Origin of the sequence: Sphingobium sp. D43FB (assembly GCF_002312805.1) — a bacterium.
GTDB lineage: Bacteria > Pseudomonadota > Alphaproteobacteria > Sphingomonadales > Sphingomonadaceae > Sphingobium.
On record NZ_NMUA01000011.1, the window covers coordinates 125,355 to 144,338 of the forward strand.

An 18,984-nucleotide genomic window follows, 5' to 3' on the forward strand; every position below is an offset into this window, starting at 1 on the left:
CGACAAGCTCGAACCGAACGGGCTGGGGTGGAATGAGGGCGCTTAGGCCGCGACGCTCTCGCGGGTCTTGGCCTTTGCCTTGAGATATTTGTGCATATGTTCGGTCACATCCCGCCCATCACGGATCGCCCACACCACCAGGCTTGCGCCGCGCACGATGTCGCCGGCCGCAAACACGCCGTCGAGGCTGGTCATCATCGTCTTATGATCGACGCGCAGCGTGCCCCAGCGGGTGACCGACAAGTCGTCCGCTCCGAACAGCTTGGGCAGTTCTTCGGGGTCGTAGCCCAGCGCCTTGATGACCAGGTCGGCCTCCAACGTATGTTCGCTACCGGGATCGGGTTCGGGTGCGCGGCGGCCGGAGGCGTCGGGGGCGCCAAGACGCATCTTGGTGACCTTGACGCCGGTCACATGATCGGTGCCTTCGAACGCGATCGGCGCGGTCAGCCAGACGAATTCGACGCCTTCTTCCTCGGCATTGGCGACTTCGCGCTGTGATCCGGGCATATTGTCGCGGTCGCGGCGGTAGAGGCACATCACCGACTTGGCCCCCTGGCGGATCGCGGTGCGGACGCAGTCCATCGCGGTGTCGCCGCCGCCGATGACGACGACATTCTTGCCCGTCGCCAGCAGCGTGCCGTCTTCATGCTCCGGCACGGCGTCGCCGAAGCCGGCCTTGTTGGAGGCGGTGAGATAATCGAGCGCCTTGACCACGCCCGGCGCGCCGACGCCCGGCGCGCGGATGTCGCGCGGCTTGTAGACGCCGGTCGCGATCAGGATCGCGTCATGCTCCTCGCGCAGCGCTTCGAGCGTCGCGTCGCGGCCGACCTCGAAATTCTCATGGAAGAAGATGCCGCCATCCTTCAACCGCTGGACGCGGCGCATGACGATGTCTTTTTCCAGCTTGAAGCCGGGGATGCCATAGGTCAGCAGGCCGCCAGCGCGATCATGCCGGTCATAGACATGCACCTCATGCCCCGCCGCACGGAGATACTCCGCTGTGGTGAGACCCGCAGGCCCCGCGCCGATGACGCCGATCGACTGGCCGGTGGGCTTGCCCGCGACCAAGGGTTCGACCCAGCCTTCCTTCCAGGCGGTGTCGGTGATGTATTTTTCGACCGAGCCGATGGTGACGGCGCCATGACCGGAAAATTCGATGACGCAATTGCCCTCGCACAAGCGATCCTGCGGGCAGATGCGGCCGCAGATTTCGGGCATGGTGCTGGTCAGGTTCGACAGTTCATAGGCTTCGCGCAGGCGGCCTTCGGCGGTCAGGCGCAGCCAGTCGGGGATATGGTTGTGCAGCGGGCAATGGGTCGAGCAATAGGGGACGCCGCATTGCGAACAGCGCGACGCCTGCTCCTCCGCCTTGTCGAGAATGAAGCTGCGGCTGATTTCCAGAAAATCGTCGGCGCGGTCGTCGGCTGCGCGCTTTTCCGGGTAGGCTTGTCCCTTGCCCACGAATTTCAGCATCGGATTGTCGGCCATCGCTCGCCCCTGGCTAAAGTTTCAGCGGCGCGCATAGCATAAAAACCCGCGGAGTCACGCGGATTCTGGCATTTAGGACAGTAATACTGACTATAAAAACGCAGTTAGCGAGGTTAATTGCGAAATGATCGCAACAAACAGCGTGATAAATAGACCGTTTCGGTCCTATCTTGCGCCCAGCCAGATCAGGGCCGCAATCCCGGCGATGATTCGATACCAGGCGAAGGGGGCGAAGCCATGTTTCGACACCAGTCCCACGAACCAGCGAATGACCAGCAAGGCGACGATGAATGAGACGACAAAGCCCAGCGCGATGCTGTCCCAGCCGACCGCGGCGCTGGTGATCCGGTCGCCCTTCTTGATCAGTTCCAGCGCGGTCGCGCCCAGCATCGTCGGGATGGCGAGGAAGAAGCTGAACTCGGCCGCCGTGCGCCGTTCCACGCCCAGCATCAGCGCGCCCATGATCGTCGCGCCCGACCGGCTGACGCCGGGCACCATGGCCAGGCACTGGATGAAGCCGATCGCCAGCACGCGCACCATGGGAATATCGGCGATGCCGTGAAAACGCTGGTCCTTGACCGCGCGCTCGATCAACAGGATCGCGATGCCGCCGACGATCAAGGCCCAGGCGACGACCTGCGGCGCGCCCAGCATGATCTCGATATAGTCATGCAGCGCCAGGCCGATGACGGCCGAGGGGATAAAGGCGATCAGCAGATTGCGCAGGAAGCGCCAGCTGACCGGCTCGCGCCGCAATAGTCCCATACCCACCGCCCAGAAGGTGCGCCAATAGAGTACCACCACCGCCAGGATCGCCCCCAGCTGGATCACGACGTTGAACATCGCCCAGGTCGCGGAATCATAGCCGAGCAATTCGCTGGCGAGGATAAGATGCCCGGTGGAGGACACCGGCAGAAACTCGGTCAGCCCCTCGACGATGCCGAGCAGGATGACGGTCAGATAATGCAGGTCCATGGGTAGGCAGGCTCCAGTTTGATCCTCCCCTGCAAGGGGAGGGGGACCGCCGCGAAGCGGCGGTGGAGGGGTGTCCTGCTATCGACAGGGTGACACCCCTCCGTCAGGGCTTCGCCCTGCCACCTCCCCTTGCAGGGGAGGATTTTGTGGGTTCAGGCGCTGGCGCGACCGGCGAAGCGGCCATGTTTGCGGTAGCGGACCATCCACTTGTCGGCGACGCCGTCCATCGGCGTGGCGACGACGCCGAGCGCGTCGAGTCCCTTGGCACCCTCTGCCACGACATTGTCACGGCCGAGCATCGCCAGTTGATCGCCGGTGATCGGGCCGCCCGGCAACATCGCCAGCATTTTGGCGACGCCGTTTGGCACCTCTACCAGCGCCTTCTCGCGGCCGACCGCCTTGGCGATCCACTGGTTGATCTCGCGCATGCTTCGGACCTGCGGGCCGCCCAGCTCATAGGTCTGACCACCATGGACGCCGGGCTGCTCCGCCGCATTGGCGATGGCGTGGGCGACATCGGCAACATAGACCGGCTGGAACTTCGTCGCTGCGCCGATCACCGGGATGACCGGCAGCATGCCGATGATTTCGGCAAAGCGGTTGAGGAACTGGTCTTCCGCGCCGAAGATGATCGACGGGCGGATGATGGTCGCGGTCGGGAAGGCCGCTTTGACCGCCGCTTCGCCCGCCGCTTTGGATCGGCCATAGGCGGACGGGCTTTCCGGGTCCGCGCCGATCGCCGACATATGCACAAGCGCGGTGACGCCAGCGTCCGCCGCGGCCTTGGCGACATTGGCCGCGCCGCGATGGTGGAAGGCGTCGAAGTCGCCCTTCAATATGCCGACCAGGTTGATGACGACATCACTGCCCGCGATGGCGCGCGCCACGCTGGCGGGATTGCGGATGTCGGCGGCGATGAACTGGACTTGGCCAAGGCCCCCCAGCGGTTTGACCCGCAACGCCGTCGAGGGATCGCGCTGTGCGATCCGCACCCGCGCGCCGCGCGCCAGCAGCGCCTGTGCCACCTGGCGACCGACAAAGCCGCCGCCGCCGAACACCGTTACCAGACTGTCTTTCATCACCTGTCCCACGTCCGTTCGAAAAGGAATATGCTGGCTTTTCCCTTGCCCCAGCCGCGCGGCGCTGACAACCGCTTAGCGCGTGTTTGGAAATGCGCAAAAGGGCGCATTTCAAAGTCCGCACCGGCCCTCACCCCCACCCGGCCACCCATATGATACTGCCGTTGGGTGGCCGGGTGGGTGTGAGGGCCGGTGCGGAAGAATGCGCGAAGGCGCATTCCCAAATAAACGTCTTACCCGATCCAGCCCTGAAGATCCGCGATCATCCACAGGCCAAGGATCAGGAACAGCAGCGCTGCGCCGACCTGCAATGCGCGCATCGGGATTTTTTTCGCCAGCGCTTCGCCGAACAATACAGCCGGGACATTGGCGACCATCATGCCCAGCGTCGTGCCCATCGTCACGGCAAGCAGATTGTCGAACCGCGCGCCGAGCGCAATCGTCGCCACCTGCGTCTTGTCGCCCATCTCGACCAGGAAGAAAGCGATGAGGGTGGTCATGAACACGCCTGCGCCGGATGGTGCCTTGAGCGGTTCATCCTCGTCGATCGTGTCAGGCACCAGGGTCCAGGCGGCCATGGCGATGAAGCTGATCGCCACCGCATAGCGGAACCAGCCTTGCGTCAATATGCCAGCGATCGAATGGCCAAGCAGCGCGGCGAGGAAATGGTTGGCCAGCGTCGCGAACAGGATGCCCAAGATGATCGGCACCGGCTTTCGAAAGCGGGTGGCGAGCAACATGGCGAGCAACTGCGTCTTGTCGCCCATTTCGGCGAGCGCAACGAGGGCGGAGGAGGTGAGCAGGGCTTCCATCAGCATCTATCCGGGGCCGGGCGGAGTGAAGGACGCAATGCCACCGGCGCTCCCCGCCCGGCCGGGCATGGAACGTCGATGCCATTGGTCTCGCCTTACGCGGACATACCCGCGTCCCTCATGCCATGACCTCTCGGCCAAATATGTTGACATAAGGCCCGTCCCTATAGGTGGAACGGCTGGCTACTCCCCAGATGACGGGTCGTGCTTAGGTCAAAGACGCAATTTGTGCAAGACGCTTAGGGTTCGCCACGGCTTTGCTGCATGCGCCGCTCGGCAAACCATTGTTCCAGCATCTTGGCGGTGCAGCCGGTTGCGCCATTGGCCCCGTTGACCGAACAGCTGTTGGGCAGGTTCTGCCGTTGCACGCCCTCCATCGTCGCGACCTGGCTACCCCAGCCGGGGCCGCCCGATACGGCTGGCTTTTCGCGCAGCTTCTTGGGGATGCGATAACGCTCCGCCTCGGGCTTGCGCGCGCATACGACGATTTCGTCGCCTTCACCTTGCGGGCAGGGATCGTCGCCATAAACGAGCAGATTGATGGTGCGCTCAGGCGGCGGCTCCGCCTGCGCGAGGGCAGGCGACGAGAGCAGCGGGGTCAGCAGCAGGCCGACAAGGGGAAGCACGACATAAGGTCGCATAGGGTCAATTCCTTCATGCCCCTGTATGAACCGGGGGTGCCCAAATCCCCGGCTGGTCGGTTTTAAGACGCCGACCGATATGCGAAACCGTCAGGGTTGCGCCGGGCCGGTGCCCTGTTGCTGCGCGGCCTTTTCCTCAGCCTTCACCCGTGCCTCGATTTCTTCGCTGTCCGCATCGATCGTGGACAGGCGCTTCGCGCGCTCAGCCTCGACCAGATCCTTCCAACTGGCATTGTCGAGCGCCTGACGCTCGGCCTTGGCGAGCCGGGCGAGTTGAGCAAAACAACCGGTCGCCCCGCCGCCGCCCGATGGCGAGCAGCTTTCCGTGCCGGAGCGTCCGACATATTCCATCGAGCGTACCCGTTCGCCCCAGGCCTGGTTGCTCGGCTTGTTGGGGTCGCCGCGCAGCGGTTCGGGGATACGATAGCGTTCCGCTTCGCCCTTGCGCGCGCAGACGACGATTTCGTCGCCCTGGCTGGGCGGGCAAGCATCCTCGCCATAGACGATGACGATATTGACCTTCTCGTTATTCGGGTCGGTTACGGCGGTTGGCGCGGTCGGCTGTTGCGACATGGCGGGGACGGCGGCGGCCAGCAGCGCCAGGGCTGCAATCATCGGGGTCTTGGTCATTCGTCCGTCCTTTTCAGATGCGCTTCGACAGCGCGATGGCGGCCCGGCATCCCAGACGGATCGCGCCAGATAACAGGGGGTAGGCCGGTGCCTGTTCCGCGCCATGCGCCAGCGCGGCGTCACGATGCTCGACTTCCTCTGCCTGGAAATCCGCGATGGCCTCGGAGAGTTCCGCATCATCGGTGCCGATCTGCTCCAACTGCTCGGCATAATGGCGGTCGATCTCGGTTTCGATGGCGGCAGTGCAGGCCATGGCGGCTTTCGGGCCGATCGCGGCAGTGACGGCACCAAGCGCGAAGCCTGCGACATTCCAGATCGGCGACAAGGCCGTGGGGCGCACGCCGCGCCGGGCGATCATGGCGTCGAACGTCGCGCGATGCCGTTCCTCCTGCGCGGCCATGCCCGCGATGATGCGGGCATAGGGGTGGCGGTCGCCCATCACCGCCAACTGCCCGGCATAGATGCGGGTCGCGCCATATTCGCCTGCCTGATCGACACGCAGCATGGAGTCGCGCGCGCCATCGGGCAAGCGCTGGCCGGGACGGGGAAAGTCGTTCGATCCGCTCATGCGTGACGTCCCTTCTTGCTTAGCAGTGCCAAGATGGCGACCGCGCCACCCAGCGACAAGAGGCCATTATAGCCTGCGAGCGAGATGCCCAGCAGGCTCCATGGCGCAACGTCGCAGCGGGTGATCGGCGTCGCCATGATCTGGGTCAATATGTCCGACGCGCTGCCGCCGGTCGGGGTAGTGGAGCAGGCGGTCAGACCCTCCCACCAGCCATATTCGACCCCGGCATGAAACAGGCCGATGCCACCGCTGACCGCAATGGCCATGGCGGCGAGTGCGATGAAGGCAGCGCTGGTCCGGGGCGTCGCCTTCGTCACGAAGGCCAGCAAGGCGAGCGGGATCGCCGCTATATGCGGATAACGCTGCCACCAGCACATTTCGCACGGGTGCAGACCGCCAATATATTGGGAGGCGTAGGCGCCGCCCAACAGGGCGACGGGCAGCAACAGCGCGAGGGCGCGGGCAAGGGGGAGTCTGCTCATCACCCCCACTTAGACACGCCCGCACCTTTCGTCATGCTGAACTTGCGTGCCCAGCCAGGCGCGCGTTACTTCGCCCCCGGCTTGCGTGCCGCGACCTGCGCCTGGGCGATCGTCGCGCCTGGCGTGCTGGCAAGGCGCGCGATCGTTTTGAGCGCATAGTCGAGTTGGAAATCCTCGACGCCCTGCTTTTTCAGCTCCTCGGCCGTCATGGTGAAGCGCGGATCGTCCTTCGCATCTTCTTCCAGCGCCTTATCGTCGGTCTTGATCTCGTTGATCAGATGACGGCGCAGGTCGCTTTCGCGATATTTCGGCCGGTTCTTGTAATCGGGATCGGACAATTGCGGCACGCGGATGTCGGGCTGGATGCCGCCTTCCTGCACGCTGCGACCCGATGGCGTATAATAGCGCGCGGTGGTCAGCTTGAGCGCGCTGGTGTTGCTGAGCGGCAGCATCGTCTGCACGCTGCCCTTGCCGAAGCTGCGTTCGCCCATCACCAGGCCGCGATGCTGGTCCTGCAAGGCGCCTGCGACGATTTCGGAGGCGGAGGCCGAGCCTGCGTCCACCAACACGATCACCGGCAAGCCCTTGGCGTCGTCACCGGGCTTGGCATAATAGCGCTCGACATCGCCCTTGGCCCGGCCGCGCTGCGACACGATTTCGCCGCGTTCCAGGAAAATGTCGCTGACGGCCACCGCTTCGTCCAGCAATCCGCCCGGATTGGAGCGCATGTCGAGGACATAGCCGGTGGGCTTGTGGCCGAGCGATTTGTCGATGCTGCGGATCGCCTGGCGCACGTCGGCCCCGGTATTGGCCGAGAAGCTGACGATGTTGATGACGCCGATATTATTCTTCACTTCCCATTTGACGGGCTTCAACTGAATGATCTCGCGCGTCAGCGTCAGGTCGATCGGCTTGTCGCGGCCCGCGCGCACGATGGTCAGCTTGAGCGCGGTGCCCGGCGCACCACGCATCTTGTCGACCGCTTCGTCCAGCGTGCCGCCATAGATGAGTTGTCCATCGATATGGGTGATATAGTCGCCGGCCTTGATACCCGCGCGCCAGGCCGGGGTGTCCTGCGTCGGTGCGATGACCTTGACCGCGCCATCTTCCTGCGTGACCGACAGGCCAAGGCCGCCATAGCTGCCCTCGGTCTGGGTGCGCAGATTCTGGAAATCGCGCGCGTCGAGGAAGCTGCTGTGCGGATCGAGGCTGGCCAGCATCCCGTCGATCGCGCCCTTGATCAGCTTTTCATCGTCGACCTTTTCGACATAATCGCTGCGGACCTTCTGGAACACGTCCATGAATTCATCGAGCGCCTTGTAGCTCGATGCTTCCCCCGCCGCGAAGGTCGCGGTGGCGGCGGGAATGAGCGCAAGCGCCCCAAGCGCAAGCGCGCCATGGAGAAAGGTCGATTTCATGGGCATCCTTGATTCCGGCATCATCGTCCCGTCATAAGCCGATTCGCGTTCCGACGCAAAAGCGCGCTTCGACCAATGTCGCGCAGTATCGATGAGCGTCGGGTTAATGGGAGTTTTGTCACCCCAAGCCCACTAGCGGCACGATGTCCACCGGACGGCCGTTGCGGCGTAGTTCAATCGTCACCGTCGGGCGGCCCTGGCCGGTGATGCCGACGGGGTCGCCCTGACGCACCGTATCGCCGACCTGTGCGGTGACGCGGTGGAGGCCGGTGATCAGGGTAGTCCAGCCCTGGCCATGGTCGATGATGAGGATCTGGCCATAGCCGCGATAGGGGCCAGCAAAGGCAACGCGCCCTGCGGTCGGCGCGACGGTCTGGGCGCCGGGCTGTGTGACGAGGCTGAGGCCGCGTGATCGCACGCCGCCGTCATTCACTTCGCCCATGCCGGTCACGAGTTGGCCGATGACGGGCAGGCGGTAGGGCGGCGGCCCGCCTGCTGCGCGGGCTGTTTCGGGTGCGGGTGTGCCCGTCTGATCCGGGCGGGCGGGGCGAAGCAGCGGGCCGGGGAGGGCGGCGAGCCGTTCGCGCAGGTCGCCTGCTTCCTCCAGCCTGTCCATCAGATCGACAATGTCGCGCGCCCGTTCGCCCAGCGCCAGCGCGCGTTCGCTTTCAAGGCCTGCATTGGCGCGATAGTCGCGCGCGGCGACGCGCTTTTGTGCCTCCAGCGCGGCGAGTGCCGCCTGGCGTTCGCGGCGGTCGGCCTGCGCCTGGGTCAGCGCACCGGCGGCCTGCTGCGCGGTCGCGCGCAGGGCGCGACTGCGGGCAAGTTCGGCGCGCAGCCCGGCTGTGCGTTGCTGGATGACCGGCAAGATCTGCCCCAGCACTGCGCGCATATGGACCGCGTCGGTCACCGATCCGGGCTGCACCAGCGCCAGCGCCAGCGGGCGGCGGGCCATCATCTGCAGTGCGGCGGTCAGGCGCACAACCGGCTCCTGCCGCGCCGCCAGCCGCGCCGCCTGGGCACGCTGCATGCGGGCGATGATGGCGATGCGGGCCTGTGCCGCTTGAATATCGGCCTCGGCCTGCTGGATACGCGCGGCGGTGGCGGCGGCGCGGCGGCGCGCCTGCTCGGCGTCGTCGCGCGCCGCGCTGGCCTGTTGCTCCAGCCGGGCGGAGCGATCGCGCGCTTCGTCGGACTGGCGGCGGGCGGCCTTGAGCGCGGCCTGTTCCTGCGCCAGCGTGGTGCCTGCAGTGCCGGGCAGAATGATCGCGGCATCGTCGGCCGCGGGCAAGCGCGTGGCGGCCAGCGCTACAAGGGCGAGCAGCCCGCCGGTGATGATCGCCCCCCGTTTCACGCCGCTACCCTTCGCGATGATAGGGGTGGTTGGCAAGGATGGAGCAGGCGCGCCACAATTGTTCGGCCAGCATCGCGCGGGCCATCATATGCGGCCAGGTCATCGCGCCGAATGCGATCAGCAGGTCGGCATTGGCCCGGTCGGCGTCGTCGAATCCATCCGCCGCGCCGATCAGGAAGCGGCATTCGCGGGTGCCCGCGTCGCGCCAGCCTTCCAGCCGCCGGGCGAACTCCATCGAGCCAAGCTGCCGCCCTTTTTCATCGAGCATCACCGTTACAGTGCCGGGCGCGGCAGGCGGCAGCTTGCCGCCCCGGTCGGGCATTTCGGTGATCTTGTGCGGCATGGTCAACCGCCTGGCATAGCGGTCGACCAGATCGGCTTCGGGCGTTCGCCCTATTTTCCCGCGCGCGATGATGTGGAGGAGCATGGCGCTCCTCCTAGTCCGTCGTCACTCGGCTGTCGAAGGGTTCAGGCTGTCCCTGCAACCGGTGCATCGACAAAGCCCCACATGCGTTCCAGATTGTAGAAGCTGCGCACTTCGGGCTTGAAGAGATGGACGATCACGTCGCCCGCGTCGATCAGCACCCAGTCGGCGACCGGCAGCCCTTCGACCCGTGCCGAACGGCCGGTTTCCTTCTTGATCCGTTCGGCCAGATGCTGGGCGATCGCCGCGACCTGACGCGACGAACGGCCGCTCGCGATCACCATATAATCGGCGATGCTGCTCTTGCCTTCCAGGGGGATGGAGATGGTTTCCTGCGCCTGGTCGTCGTCGAGCGACTGCATGACGAGGGCGTGCAGGGCGGCCACGCTATCGGCCGATGCGGCCGTGTCGTTGGCGGGGTGGGGTCTGGTCAAAAAGGCTCCATTCTAGATCACTAACCGGCGCGTGAGCGGATCTCGCGCACACGATGTTTCATATTCGCGATGCCAGAGGGGGTCCGCCTGCCGAAGCAGGGTCGCCGATCTTGGATCAGGGCGAAAGCGCAAAAGCACGAGCGCCGGTGGTCTCCAATTCGTCCAGTCTGCACTCTGGCGCGGGGACCGGACGAAGCGCCGCAGCCAGCTCATGGCCGCAGAGCCATAGGCAGCGCTATCATAGCCTGGACGGGCGATTACGGCAATGGGCATTTGCCGGGCGATGCCGCGCCAGTCGCGCCAATCGCCAAATTGCGCCAGATTATCGGCCCCCATCAGCCAGATGAAGCGGTTTTTGGGGTAGCGGCGAGTGACGGCGCGCAACGTGTCGATGGTGTAGCGGGTGCCAAGCCGCGCCTCGATCGAGGTTGCGCGAATCGGTGCGCGGCGGGCGATCTGCTGGGCGTGGGCCAGCCGGGCGGGGAGGGGGGCCATGCCCGCGCGCGGCTTGAGCGGATTGCCAGGCGAAACGAGCCACCAGACTTCGTCCAGGCCAAGCGCCTTGGCCGCGAACAGCGATATGGCGCGATGGCCGCCATGGGCGGGATTGAAGGAGCCGCCTAGCAGGCCGATCTTTGTCATGGCTCTTGCCATGCCAGCGGAGAAGCAGGGGGGCAAGAGACGGGCAGCGCGCCTTAGCAGCTGAGCGCCGCCTTATGCGGCATGGGATAGGGGATGCGATCCAGTTTGGCGATGAGGTCGGCAAAGGGATGATCGGCTTCAACCTGTCTCGGCCGACGTGGCATGTCCGGTTCGACAGGCACCGCGCGCGACGGCGGCGCACGCCTAAAGATCAATCGCTTCCACATGGATAGTCTCCGACCCTTGTCTCTCAACCCTTACGGCTTTGATTTTCAAGGCTTCATGAAAGAGACGCAGGCGGAGGGTGGTTGGTTCCGTGGCGCTATTCCGCTGCGTCGGGCAGGGCGCGCAGCGCTTCGGGTGATGCGGGCTCGCGGACCAGCGCCTCGACCGGGCCAAGCTCGTCCAATTCCTTGCCGCCGGTCTCGATATTGAGGTCGCGCAGTTTACGGCCCGTCACCAGCACCCGACCCTCGAAACTGCCGACGAAGGCGTTATAATCCCCGACCGCGCCATGGAGCCGATTGCCCAACTTCTTGAGCGATCCTGCGGCGGCGGCGAGGCGTTCGTAAAGCTGCTTGCCCAGTTCGGCGACTTCGCGCGCCTGATCCTGCAATTTCGCTTGCCGCCATTGGCTTGCAAGCGTCCGGGCGAGCGGCAGGAAGGTGGACGGGCCGCAGATGATGACGCGATTGCGCGCGGCGCGCTCCCAAAGGTCCATGTCCGCTTCAAGCGCGGCGGTGACGAAATTGTCCCCCGGCACATACATGATGACGAAGTCGGGCGCTTTGTCGAACTGTTCCCAATAAGCCTTGCGCCCCAGTGCGTCGGCATGGGTTCGCATCGCGCGGGCATGGTCAGCCATATGGGCGTCGCGCAGCGCCGAATCGACCTGATCGACAGCGTTCAGATAGGCGACGAGCGAGCATTTGACGTCGACCACCATCTGCTGGTCGCCGGGCAGGTTGATGATGAAGTCGGGCCGCAACCGGCCGTCTTCCACCGTGACCGACACTTCCTCGCTGAAATCGACATGGGCCGACAGGCCAGCGGCCTCGATCAGATTCTTGAACTGCTGTTCGCCCCAGCGGCCGCGCGTCTTGGGCGCAGCGCGCAGCGCGTTGACCAGCTTGGCGGTCTCTTCGCGCACCTGCCCTTGGCCCAAATGCACCTGTTGTACCGCTTCGCGCAGTTCGGCGTAGCTGCCGACACGGTCCTTCTCGACCCGCTGCAATCCCTCCTCATAACGTTTGAGCGTGGTTTCGACGGGCGAGAGCAGCGTCTTCAATTGCGCCTCGCTCTTCTCGTTCGCCTGCGCAAAACGTTGATCGGCGCGGTCGAGAAACGTCTTTTGCGCTTCACCCAGCAGCTTGCCGCCAATCTCGCTGAACTGGGCGGAAAGCTGTTCCTTGGCGTCCTTGAGCGCGGCAATCTGCGCTTCGAAGGCTTCGGTGCGCGCCTGCGTGTCGGACTGGAGCGCCGCGAGTTCGCGCAGCGCCGCCTCGCGCTCGGCCTGCGCTGCCTCGAACCGCTGCTGCGCGCTGGCCTGGATCGCGTCGATCCGCTGCGCCGACGCGACCTGCGCGGCGTCGAGCCGGGCGATCTGTGCATGGGCCTGCGTCACCCTCTCCTGCTCTACCGCCAGTTCGGCAATCGCGCCATTGCGCTGCGTGCTGGCCAGTTCGAGCCGCGCGGCAAGGTCCGCCTTCTCCGCCGCCAACGGTGCCAGCATCCGCCCGCGCAACAGCCACCCCGCCGCCAGCCCGACAAGCAGCGCGACCAGAATCAGGAGGGCGGAAAGGCTGTCCATAAATTTCCCTTTGCAGAACGAAAAGGGAACTTAGCGGGGGGAAGGGGTGGGGGCAAGGGGTGATGGGGGGGAGCCAGCTTTGGCTACCAGCGAGGTGTTGGATTAATTCTTTCGTAGAAGCTTCTTCTTATGATCGCGACAGTGTCAACCCAGCAGGATTTTGCAATATGATTTTGGATATCGCGGCGAGGTATGCCTGGCTAGCGGTGCCGAGTCTTTTAGCTTTGACGCTCTGCATAGCGGTCGAGCTGATCTCCCAGCGAGAGCGATACACGCTCGCCGACCGCTTTCCCGGTGTTTTGTTTGTCCTTCTTCTTCCTGTACTCGCCGGGATCATATTGCCGCCGCTTATGGCTCTGTGGAATATGCTCGACGTATCGCCTATTTTGGACCTGACTGGGCTTTCCCGTCCACTTCAGGTCGTCGTGCTGATTTTGATGTACGATTTCGCGAATTATTGGGAACATAGATTTGAACATCGGTTCATTTGGTCCATTCACGCAGTGCACCATTCGCCGACCGAACTGCACGGGGCTAACGCTTACGGCCACCCTCTTCAGGCGATTAGCCAATTTCTGTTTAAGGCGGTGCCATTCAGCCTCCTGGGCTTAGATTCGGTCGCCATGCCGGTGCTCGCCATGCTGGCTATCTCCTTTTGGACGTTTTTTGTGCATTCTCCCACGCGTGTCCATTTAGGACCGCTGCGATGGATCGTTGTGGATGGCCGCTTCCATCGTATTCATCACAGCATGGAGGAGAGGCATTTCGACCACAACTTTGCGCCGATTTTCACGATATGGGATCAGTTGTTCGGTACGGCCTATTTCCCGAGCGAGCAAGAGCACCCCGATGTGGGGCTCAAGGGTGTTTCTCCTCCGCGAACGATCTTCGATTATCTTGGGAAACCGGTACAAATCTGGCGGCAAAGGCGCGCCTCGGTGCGGGCGCGGCAGGACTTGCAGCTTAGGAAGCTGCGATAGACATCGGGCGTTCGCCCCCAATTCTTACATGCCTCTTACATGGCGCGCACAAACGGAAACGGGCAGCTTTCGCTGCCCGTGCAACCCATTGTACATGCTCGAAAATCTTGGTCGGGACGAGAGGATTCGAACCTCCGACCCCCACACCCCCAGTATGGGACAAGTAAATCCTTAGTTGCCGGTAGTTGCACGCAATGACCTGTAAATGCTCATTAAGATGAAAAATTGAATTACTTGCAAGCCGGTGGCCGCATGTCGTAGCACGTATTTACGTGTTAGAAACTTGCTAGACGAGGTTTGTCATGGTGAAACTCACAAAAAGCTTCATTGATAAGGTGAAGCCTCCAGTATCTGCGTATGAAATGCACTGGGATGACGCGGTGCGCGGATATGGATTGCGCGTCACCTCGACGGGCAAGCGGGTGTTCATGGTCATGGGTCGGGTGAAGGGGAAGCAAGTCCAATTCACCATCGGCAATTACGGCACCTATACGGAGGACACGGCGCGCAAGAAGGCGCAGAAGGTGTTGCAGCAGATGCGGGACGGCATCGACCCCCGTGACGCGCAGAAGGAGGACGCCGCTACCAAGGTGACATTGCGCGAGGTGGCGGACGCATATTTCTACGAGCGGCCCGGCATGTTGCGGGAAACGACCATTGTGGAGAAGAACCGCCACGTTGAGCAGGTGTTCGCCGCATGGAAGGACAAGCCCATCGCGTCCATCACCGAGGCGGACGTGCGGAAGCGCTATACCGAGATGGCGACCAAGGGGCTGCGCGGCACCCCGGCACCGGGTCAGGCGCAGATTGCCATGACGACGCTTTCCGTCCTGATTAACTTCGCCATGCGCCGGTATAAGCGCGCTGACGGGACGCCGCTCCTTACCCATAACCCGGTCGCCGCAATGAAAGGTGACTGGCCGGGGTTCAAGGCGCGCACCCGCGACATTGACGAGAAGCATGTCGGCGCAGCGTGGAACCTGCTCACGGAAATGCGGGCACATCCCAAGAATCAAGACGCTCTTGCCGGTATCGACCTTGTGCGATTTTTGATGCTCACAGGTTGCCGCAGGTCAGAGGCGGCAAGCCTTGAGTGGCGTAACGTCAATCTGGATGAAGCATGGTTCCACCTGCCAAACACCAAGAACGGCAATCCGGTTTGGCTCCCGCTGTCGTCGCAGGCGGTTGAACTGCTCCGGGCACGGAAGCCCAAGGACGATGACAACGATGCCAGCCCCTATTGCTTCCCATCACGCGGGAAGGGCGGCTTTGTCACCGACACCCGTGCCCCGCTGGAGCGCATCGCCAAGCTAATCGACCAGCCCATTTCGGCTCACGATTTGCGACGCACTTATGTTTCGACGGGCGCGGCAACGCTGGACATCGACCTCTACAAGATGGAATTGCTGACCAACCATAGGCCGCAGTCGATCACATTGAAGCACTATGCCCGCACGCAGAAGCTTCAGTATCTGCTGCCATTTACCCAGCAAATCAGCGATTGGATTGAGCAGCAGGCGGCGAAGGCGAGCGGCGCAAACGTGGTGGCTCTCCGTGCGTGATGCACCGTATTTCGCCGCTGCGCCGGGGCTACAGCGCTGGCGCCATTGCGCCGCCGGGTAGGGGTGGGTGGCACCACGATCGCCCCTGTAGCGGCCCCTATGCGAAGGTCGGGTAGCCAGCCCCGCAAAATCGCGCATTTCCGGCAAAATCGGTCGAGAGGGCTACTTGTGGTATCACCCCTCCCTCGGTTTTGAAGATCAAAAATTCTGCGAGTGTTCCAAGATGGAACATGGCAATAAGCATGTGCTTATGCGTAATAAATAGTGCTTGCACGCGCGGCAGCGTGCAGCATAAGGTAACTTTCATAGCTAATCCATAGTTGGATAAGCACCAGCCGCTTCCGGTTCATCTTTGATGGACTGTTACCGAACCCACCGCTTTGCGGTCGCGGCTGGCAATATACCCGATTTAATAGTCGGTCTTGTGATGAGGCTCGACTATGACGAATATGTCTTTCGACCAGCTCTGTGAGCTGTTCAATTACGTCCCCAAGGGACGGCCCCTCGACCCTAAAGAAACGGCTGAGATTCTCGCGCTGTCGGTTGACACGCTGGAGGGCTACCGCACGCGCGGCGTTCCGCTGCGCCATTTCAGCCCGCCCGGTTCGCGTATCATCCGTTATGCGGAGCGCGACGTTCTCGCGTGGCTGGCGGCAGGTGCCCGTTACAGCACCAGCGAACAGGCGGCAGCCTGACCCCTCCCGACCTTTCCGTCATGAAAACGGCAGGGCGCGAACCCTGCCGCTGGAGTATCGAATGAACACCAGCAATTTACACGGCCTTCACGAAGGTCGTCCAGCCCCGGCGCATTTTTGGCAATTTTGGTGGCCGCGTAAATCTTGGCCCGATGTTGATGGCGACGGGCTGGAATCCCCTCATACCCGGAGGGGCGCATTCAATGTCTGACTCGGTGATGAGCGTCATGCAGGCGCAGCGCCGTTGGTTGGTCGCCAGCCCAGACAAGGTGCCGCACTATATCAATGGTCAGAAGCGGCATGGCGTGCTGGACAGTCCAGACGACCTTGCCCAGCTAGCCAGCTACGATGAGGCGAAGGGCACGCTTGCCGCCCACCCCGGTTGGCACCTTGGCTTCGCACTTGGACCGGACGGGACTGGCGGGCATTGGCAGGGTATCGACTTTGACCATGTGCAGGAAAAGGGGCTTGCCGACCTAGCGAACACCGTCCCCGGATATGTTGAGAGGAGCCCCAGTGGGAGCGGCGCTCATGCAATTGGATATGGACGGCACTTCGTCACGCTAGGTTCCAACGGCACGGGCATTGAGGCTTATGCCGCTGGGCGATATTTCACCGTCACAGAATGGCCCATTCGAGACGGTGGGCTAGTCTGCCTTGCGGGGCATGTCGAACAGGTGCTTGCGCCCCGTCACGGCATTGGGCGCACCGCGTCTGCCAGCACGGAGCAGGTCTGCGTCGATGCCAAGGTGGTAACGGAACTTCGCTCAGCGCTGTTCCATATGCGCGCCGACGAATATGACGTTTGGTATCGCATGGGGTTGGCTCTGAAGGAGCTTGGCGACACCGGGCGAGGCCTCTGGTTGCAGTGGTCTGCCACCTCCGAAAAGTTCGACCCGAAGAAGGCGGAGCGGAAGTGGGCCGGTTTTGAGCCACGCGACACCGGCTACCGAGCGGTCTTTGCGGAGGCGCAGAAACACGGGTGGGTGAACCCCGCCAGCAATGCGGCGCAGCCCGATACCGTCACAATCGACCTCGGATCCCCGTCTCCTGCACGCAAGCTCGTTGGACGCTCGCTCGCTGGGGTCGCCGCGCGGTCCATTGAATGGCTTTGGGTTGGCTGGATTCCCAAGGGCTATATCACGCTGTTCGCTGGCGAAACCGGGGCGGGCAAGTCCACGGTCATTGGCGATATTACCGCCCGCATTACCACCGGCAAGCCTTGGCCCGGTGAGTATGAGTGCCCGGACGCATGGCGGAAACCGGAACGGGTGTTGTGGCTTGGCAGCGAGGACAGCATCGAGGAAATGACGGTCCCGCGCCTGATGGCGTGCGGTGCCAACCTTGAGAATGTGATTGAGATTCAGGGTGTGACTCAACAGGGGAAGCGCAACACCTTCTCCATGCAGGACGACTTGGAAGCGGTTAGCGAATGGCTCCGGTCGGCACGGGCGGAAGGGTTGCCGTTCGCCATGCTCGTCATTGACCCGGTGACCAGCTACCTGCCGGGGCAGAAGCTGCGGAAGGTGGACCTCTCCGATGCTGGGCAGCTTCGCACAATCCTCGAACCTTGGTTGCGCCTGGCGCAAGAACATAACATCGCTATCGTTTGCGTGACGCATTTCGCAAAAGATACCAGCCGCGCCATGTTGCACCGCGTCATGGGTTCAGCGGCGTTCGCGCAGACCTGTCGCAGCCTGTGCGCGGTCATCGAGCCTCCCGCGACCGAGGAATACGAACCGGGTCCGCACGAGAAGGCGATGATCCAAGTGAAGGTGAACCTGCCCGAGCATCCGGGTGGTGCGTGGAAGTTCAGCACCGAGAAGGTGACGGTGGGCACCGACGAACGAAACGGCAAGCCCATCACGGCCACTCGCCCAAGTTGGGATGAACTGGATACGGCGCTGACGCCGAAGACCGCCGTGGGGCCTGCACGCGGTCCCAAGAGTAGGCAGGAACCCCAATTCGCAATGTGGCTGAAGGGCCTGTTCGCCAACAAGCCTGCGGGCACATGGCTAACCGTCGACGAAGTGAAGTGGACCGCCGTGCGCGAGGGCGTCGTGTCGGAGAGTTGGTGGAACAAGCACAGCGCAGACCATCTAGACAAGCAAAACCCGGATGGAACTTGGAGGTGCCGACCGAAAGAGCCTCCTGCACAAAAGGGGTAAAGTGGGGGGGGGGGGTATAGTGGGGAAACTGGGGTGAGTGAGCAAAACCAAGCCCTTAGGCCACCACCGACCCCACTTCCCCGAGTTTACCACCCGACCTGCGCGCCCCTGCATACGCGCCCGCCCGTAGCCTGCCCGCGCCACCGCATCGCATCATGTTGTAAGGAGAATGAAAGTGACTAACGAAAATAGGTATCATTACCCGGTTGAACCGGGCCAGTTCCTGACCATGCTCAACCGTGTTGGCCAGCTTGGGCAATGGTATGTGCGCCATTCCCCGTCTTGGAATTTGAGCATTACCTCATTCAGCCTGTCTCCCGGTGCTGGGAATCTTCCTAACGAGGCATCGCTGTTCTTCGTGGAGGGCGAACTGCCCGCCGTGAAGCTCGGCAAGATTACATTTGAATTGATTGACCTATTTGAGCGCGGCGAGGCGTGGGACCCCAAGGTCTATACGGACAACCCGTTCATGCCATACCAACTCAAGGAGTTCTTGGACCAGTTGTTCGCTGTGCTGATGTTGGACCGGGAAATGCGGCGGGCAGCGCAGGCGCGGGCACTGGTGCTCGCGGCATAGGCGCGGTTGCGCCGGGCACTGGTGCGCGAAACGGTGTCCGTCGCCACCCATATGCCAGCGCACGCGCGCCGGGGCTGTAATCGCCCCAAATCGCTGCCGCGCCAGCAATAGTTCCGCCGACCCGCACATATAGCATGTCACGGCCTGTCGCTGTCGAATTGAACTAAGCGATTGTTATTAAATATTTTTCGCTTGTGTCGATGCAAGCGACATCCCTAGCCTGTAGCCAATGTCTAGCAGCATCC

The 18,984-nt window shown here is 63.0% G+C and carries 20 protein-coding genes and 1 riboswitch; of the genes, 5 read left to right on the forward strand and 15 right to left on the reverse strand.

What is annotated here, in order from left to right; translation table 11 throughout:
* Positions 1 to 42: 42 nt before the first annotated feature.
* From SxD43FB_RS11680 to rmuC, 15 genes are all read right to left on the reverse strand, one after another.
* Positions 43 to 1,488: an NAD(P)-dependent oxidoreductase gene (locus tag SxD43FB_RS11680; protein WP_096062316.1), complete on the reverse strand. Its 1,446-nt coding sequence runs from the start codon at positions 1,486 to 1,488 to the stop codon at positions 43 to 45.
* A 165-nt stretch (positions 1,489 to 1,653) separates the two neighbouring features.
* On the reverse strand, positions 1,654 to 2,463 hold the full coding sequence (locus SxD43FB_RS11685) for an undecaprenyl-diphosphate phosphatase (RefSeq protein WP_096062317.1): 810 nt from the start codon (positions 2,461 to 2,463) through the stop codon (positions 1,654 to 1,656).
* Positions 2,464 to 2,615: 152 nt separating this feature from the next.
* Positions 2,616 to 3,542: a complex I NDUFA9 subunit family protein gene (locus SxD43FB_RS11690; protein ID WP_037475950.1), complete on the reverse strand. Its 927-nt coding sequence runs from the start codon at positions 3,540 to 3,542 to the stop codon at positions 2,616 to 2,618.
* A 233-nt stretch (positions 3,543 to 3,775) separates the two neighbouring features.
* Entirely contained in the window at positions 3,776 to 4,354 is a 579-nt protein-coding gene (locus tag SxD43FB_RS11695) for a TMEM165/GDT1 family protein (protein ID WP_096062345.1), read from the reverse strand.
* Positions 4,355 to 4,371: 17 nt separating this feature from the next.
* Positions 4,372 to 4,559, reverse strand: a riboswitch (yybP-ykoY riboswitch).
* Between the two features lie 34 nt (positions 4,560 to 4,593).
* A complete protein-coding gene (locus SxD43FB_RS11700; protein WP_096062318.1) occupies positions 4,594 to 4,995 on the reverse strand; it encodes a hypothetical protein in 402 nt (133 codons plus the stop codon).
* Positions 4,996 to 5,085: 90 nt separating this feature from the next.
* On the reverse strand, positions 5,086 to 5,625 hold the full coding sequence (locus SxD43FB_RS11705; RefSeq protein ID WP_096062319.1) for a hypothetical protein: 540 nt from the start codon (positions 5,623 to 5,625) through the stop codon (positions 5,086 to 5,088).
* Positions 5,626 to 5,638: 13 nt separating this feature from the next.
* Positions 5,639 to 6,193, reverse strand: coding sequence for a demethoxyubiquinone hydroxylase family protein (locus tag SxD43FB_RS11710; RefSeq protein ID WP_069065551.1), 555 nt, complete (start codon positions 6,191 to 6,193; stop codon positions 5,639 to 5,641).
* On the reverse strand, positions 6,190 to 6,675 hold the full coding sequence (locus SxD43FB_RS11715; protein WP_096062320.1) for a disulfide bond formation protein B: 486 nt from the start codon (positions 6,673 to 6,675) through the stop codon (positions 6,190 to 6,192). Before SxD43FB_RS11715 ends, SxD43FB_RS11710 begins: the two co-directional genes overlap by 4 nt.
* A gap of 65 nt (positions 6,676 to 6,740) precedes the next feature.
* Positions 6,741 to 8,093: a S41 family peptidase gene (locus SxD43FB_RS11720; protein WP_096062321.1), complete on the reverse strand. Its 1,353-nt coding sequence runs from the start codon at positions 8,091 to 8,093 to the stop codon at positions 6,741 to 6,743.
* Positions 8,094 to 8,211: 118 nt separating this feature from the next.
* On the reverse strand, positions 8,212 to 9,447 hold the full coding sequence (locus SxD43FB_RS11725; protein WP_255245693.1) for a peptidoglycan DD-metalloendopeptidase family protein: 1,236 nt from the start codon (positions 9,445 to 9,447) through the stop codon (positions 8,212 to 8,214).
* A 4-nt stretch (positions 9,448 to 9,451) separates the two neighbouring features.
* Entirely contained in the window at positions 9,452 to 9,874 is a 423-nt protein-coding gene (locus SxD43FB_RS11730; protein WP_037475964.1) for a 23S rRNA (pseudouridine(1915)-N(3))-methyltransferase RlmH, read from the reverse strand.
* 41 nt (positions 9,875 to 9,915) lie between these two features.
* Positions 9,916 to 10,305, reverse strand: coding sequence for a ribosome silencing factor (gene rsfS / locus SxD43FB_RS11735; protein WP_037475965.1), 390 nt, complete (start codon positions 10,303 to 10,305; stop codon positions 9,916 to 9,918).
* Between the two features lie 12 nt (positions 10,306 to 10,317).
* Complete coding sequence (locus SxD43FB_RS11740; RefSeq protein ID WP_037475966.1) at positions 10,318 to 10,947, reverse strand: nicotinate-nucleotide adenylyltransferase; 630 nt, start codon at positions 10,945 to 10,947, stop codon at positions 10,318 to 10,320.
* Positions 10,948 to 11,000: 53 nt separating this feature from the next.
* Positions 11,001 to 11,174, reverse strand: a complete 174-nt coding sequence (locus SxD43FB_RS25240) for a hypothetical protein (RefSeq protein ID WP_176482757.1) — start codon at positions 11,172 to 11,174, stop codon at positions 11,001 to 11,003.
* A gap of 95 nt (positions 11,175 to 11,269) precedes the next feature.
* Entirely contained in the window at positions 11,270 to 12,757 is a 1,488-nt protein-coding gene (rmuC, locus tag SxD43FB_RS11745; RefSeq protein ID WP_096062322.1) for a DNA recombination protein RmuC, read from the reverse strand.
* Positions 12,758 to 12,924: 167 nt separating this feature from the next.
* Here rmuC and SxD43FB_RS11750 point away from each other — a divergent pair, with 167 nt between their 5' ends.
* From SxD43FB_RS11750 to SxD43FB_RS11770, 5 genes are all read left to right on the forward strand, one after another.
* On the forward strand, positions 12,925 to 13,737 hold the full coding sequence (locus SxD43FB_RS11750; protein ID WP_176482758.1) for a sterol desaturase family protein: 813 nt from the start codon (positions 12,925 to 12,927) through the stop codon (positions 13,735 to 13,737).
* Between the two features lie 302 nt (positions 13,738 to 14,039).
* On the forward strand, positions 14,040 to 15,299 hold the full coding sequence (locus SxD43FB_RS11755; protein WP_096062324.1) for a site-specific integrase: 1,260 nt from the start codon (positions 14,040 to 14,042) through the stop codon (positions 15,297 to 15,299).
* 440 nt (positions 15,300 to 15,739) lie between these two features.
* Positions 15,740 to 15,994, forward strand: a complete 255-nt coding sequence (locus SxD43FB_RS11760) for a helix-turn-helix domain-containing protein (protein ID WP_096062325.1) — start codon at positions 15,740 to 15,742, stop codon at positions 15,992 to 15,994.
* A gap of 203 nt (positions 15,995 to 16,197) precedes the next feature.
* Positions 16,198 to 18,162, forward strand: a complete 1,965-nt coding sequence (locus SxD43FB_RS11765; protein ID WP_176482759.1) for an AAA family ATPase — start codon at positions 16,198 to 16,200, stop codon at positions 18,160 to 18,162.
* Positions 18,163 to 18,337: 175 nt separating this feature from the next.
* Entirely contained in the window at positions 18,338 to 18,739 is a 402-nt protein-coding gene (locus SxD43FB_RS11770; protein ID WP_141249503.1) for a hypothetical protein, read from the forward strand.
* Positions 18,740 to 18,984: the final 245 nt, after the last annotated feature.